The sequence below is a fragment of the Methanosarcina spelaei genome (genome assembly GCF_002287235.1).
Classification (GTDB): domain Archaea; phylum Halobacteriota; class Methanosarcinia; order Methanosarcinales; family Methanosarcinaceae; genus Methanosarcina; species Methanosarcina spelaei.
In genome coordinates this window covers 1-3,593 of record NZ_LMVP01000176.1, presented here as the reverse complement: position 1 = coordinate 3,593, position 3,593 = coordinate 1, and the positions used below count along the sequence as shown (strand labels likewise).

The 3,593-nt window shown below is 35.6% G+C and carries 1 protein-coding gene and 1 pseudogene; both read right to left on the bottom strand.

The features are described from left to right. Positions 1-571: pseudogene (locus ASJ81_RS10055) on the bottom strand (ISNCY family transposase); the annotation flags it as partial. A gap of 1,006 nt (positions 572-1,577) precedes the next feature. Further along, positions 1,578-2,420 (bottom strand): Mrp/NBP35 family ATP-binding protein, encoded by an 843-nt coding sequence (locus tag ASJ81_RS10050; protein WP_170943268.1) that lies wholly within the window; start codon positions 2,418-2,420, stop codon positions 1,578-1,580. Between the last annotated feature and the right edge of the window lie 1,173 nt (positions 2,421-3,593).

Here is a 3,593-nt window from a genome sequence, read left to right as displayed (position 1 = left end):
CAGAAAGTCCTTTTGTATGAGTCATGAAAACAGGATAAGTTCCAACCATTGTAATGTGTGCCTTATCCATTTTGCATTCATAATGAGAATTATAATCAGCGTGTTTATCGTATCTTGAAGCTTCAAGTGGAGTGGAATCGATCTTAGCCTCACTTTCCTGAGAAAGTTTGAGAATTTTTTCACCTAAAAGCATCATTATTTCATTGATTCATTCCTCTCCAAGTCTATACTTCACAAAATGATGAAGGGTTCCACCTGAAGGAAATTTAATCTGACCACTTTCATCATAAAAAGAGAGCAGGATAGCTTCTTCTTTTGTTAAGGAAGAAATGGTTTTATCATATGAAAGATTCCTGAAACACTTTACTACAAACAGTTTTATCATAGAAGAAACACTGTACTTAAAGTGCCAACTTTTGTTGGTGTAAAAAGTACGTTCTACGTGCTTTGCAATATCGTCAATGCAAAGGAAGTACAGGAATTGGCAAATCGAAGTGCTTTCTCTGCTAAGATAGTTCTCGAAGGAGTCCTCGAAGAGGACTCCTTTGTATGAAATACTGTTTTTCGACATGAGAATGGCATATATGGCATTGTTTAAAATTGCTACTATCCAATAAAGAAAAATGCCCATCAGAGTTAGTGAAAAAAAGAATAAGTTTTTAAGTCAAAACCCTAATTTGAGATCCTCATCTCTGGCTCAATTAATCGGAGAAAAAAGCTCAATAAGCAGAAATTGAGAGCTTTCCACTCAATTTGAAGAGGATACATACAAATATTAAATAAGAATCCATTGGTCATCGGTTAAGTAAATAATCGTGACAAAGTGCATCGAGTTACTCAACATTTCTCAAATATTCTAATACATCGCGAGATGGAACAAGGTATCGATTTCGTGTAAATAGACCAAGATTTAATGTAGGCTTCTAATGCAAAATCGGTAGCTTTCAGGCACAAAAATTCCTTAACCGATGACCAATGAGTAAAAACCAAATCTGACCCACATTAGAGAGAATTAAGATAAAATATCGAGTCTTTAATAACTGGCGGCCCGTTTTTCCGATTTTACCAAAAATCCACAATTTTAGCACTAGATTTTTACGGTGATGGTGCTGGCCAAGAAAAAATATGGTGTAAACATAAATTCAAGCCGAAATTCTAAGGAACAGTTTGAAAAAATCGTGAACTAAAAATGTCAGCTTATAAGGATATTGGGTTTGTTTTTGACCCTCAGCTTTGTGGCATTTACCATTGCTTTCCTGCATTACTTTGGGATTCTTTCATACAACGCTTTTGAGATGTGGCAGAACTCTTTAGTGTAATTGTGCTAGAAATAATTATTTCTTCTTCTGGGTTTTCTTCTTCTCATTCTTTTTTCGGAAAAGCCGGTCGTTTGCGACCGGTGAGAGCTTGGGGTTAAGAAAAGCAATAACCTGGCAGTTTCTGGAAAAACAAATTACCCGCGGTTCTCAACGTTTATTCCTTGTTATGAATAATTTCATAGTTTACCTTTCCTCAGCCTATGCAGTCTCTGACAAGCTCTTCTCTCAGAGAAAAGCTTCCGTTTTTTCCAGCCTCGCTTATTTTTCCATTAGGGCTTTTTCTACTGCAATTACAAAATTTTCAAACTTCTTCTGCCAATCCGTGTCGTGTTCAAGCATTTCCTGGACAATTGTGCCTTTATCTTCCATTTTTGCGACTTTTGGCTCTATCGGAAGCCTGGCAAGAATAGGGATGTTGAAATCTTTTGAAGCTTTTTCCACTCCTCCATTCTTAAACACCTCTATTGGCTTGCCGCAGTGAGGGCAGATCAACCCGTGCATATTGTCAACAATACCTATAATAGGAACATTGAGTTTTTTAGAAAACTCGATCGATTTGCGGACGCTTACGAGAGCTACGTCCTGAGGAGTTGTAACAATTACCGAACCATCAATATTGGGAATCAGCAAAGCCAGGCTTAGAGGTTCGTCTCCTGTACCTGGAGGTAGATCTATAATCAGAAAATCAAGATCTCCCCAGACGACATCTCCCAGTAACTTTTCAATCATCCCCATCTTTAATGGTCCTCTCCAGATGATAGGAGAATCTTTATCTTCGAGTAGAAAACCTACAGACATTAAAGAAAGATTGGGAAAAACATCAATTGGCATTATACCTTCTTCACTAACTTCTGGGCTCATAGATTCCATGCCGAAAATCGTGGGAATAGTCGGGCCGTGAATGTCGCAATCAAGAAGTCCCACTCTATACCCATGCAGAGCCAGTCCGATAGCCAGGTTTGCTGCAACTGTGCTTTTCCCCACTCCACCTTTCCCACTCATTATCAAAATCTTACGCTTAATGTATCTGAGGTTGACTACTATTTTGGGTTCAGTAGGCTTTTTCGATAAGCTTACCAGTGGTTGAACCTGATCTGTCACTTTGATCACCTTTTTAAATTTTTCCTTTTCCCCGTTAGTTATCTCCTTAAAGGAAAGTGTTGTCACTAATAAAGAAAAACGTCTTAACTGATAAAGGAAAACATCTTAACTAATATCATACCTTTAAACATCTAGTTCCAAAACCCAAAATTATCTTTCTGAATTTCGGATTCCGTATAATCAATAGATACTTTTACCACAGAGTAGATTGAAATTTTATTAATTCTTGAAACTTTGTTAATTTCGAAATTTTGTTAATTTGCGTATAAAAAAGAAATAGACATAAATTCATCGGTGTTTATACTCGACACATATCCCTCCCCAGAAATAATAATATTATAGGGAATATAAAAACAATCCTAGTCTAGCATATTTATCAACAGCTAATACCTGTTTCAATAAAACACCTCACTAGTCGCTGCTGGGATGTAAAATTTCCCTGAAATATTGAGATGACATAACTTATCAATTTCATTTTGCGGTTGACAACTTTGCTCAAACTAAGTTTTTTGGGTTATTCTCTACTTTAACAGAATTTGAAGCGATGAAGTGAACAGTCATATTGCTTCAAAAAGTTCGCTAGCGCAAATTTGATTAAAACTCATTTACTATTTTCGCTTTTTTCGGCTACAAGTGTTTTGTTTACTCTAGATTATAACGGGAAAGCAGAAGAAAGCGACGCAGATCAAACGAGCGAACGTTTGTGATCAAATAAGTGAGGTTTGTAATCAAATGAGCGAGGTTTGTGATCAAATGAGCAGGCGTTTGTGGTCAAACAAGAAAAAACGCTTTTAAGTCAAAGTAAATTAAAAAAGCCTTAAATCCTGCTTTCGGCAGGTCGACATAAAAATCCATTCAATTTTTCTATTGATATCGTTTTTTTTAGAACTTTTGATATTTAATTTAAATCAAAAATTACTAAATGTTAACCATAACATAATTAATATATATTTATAATATATGAGATAAAAGACAAATCATGCTAGATAGATAATCCGCAAGATGCTGTTTTTTAACTTAACCTACAAAAAATAACAATTAAGAATATTTAGATGTTGGAATGTGCTTGCTGCCGAATGTAGGTTAAATTTCTGAAAATCTAAAGAAAAGGAAAAGGGTATGCTTAAAAGCAAACCCTGTTTATTAGTTTTACTGGTTTTTGCTCTTTGATTT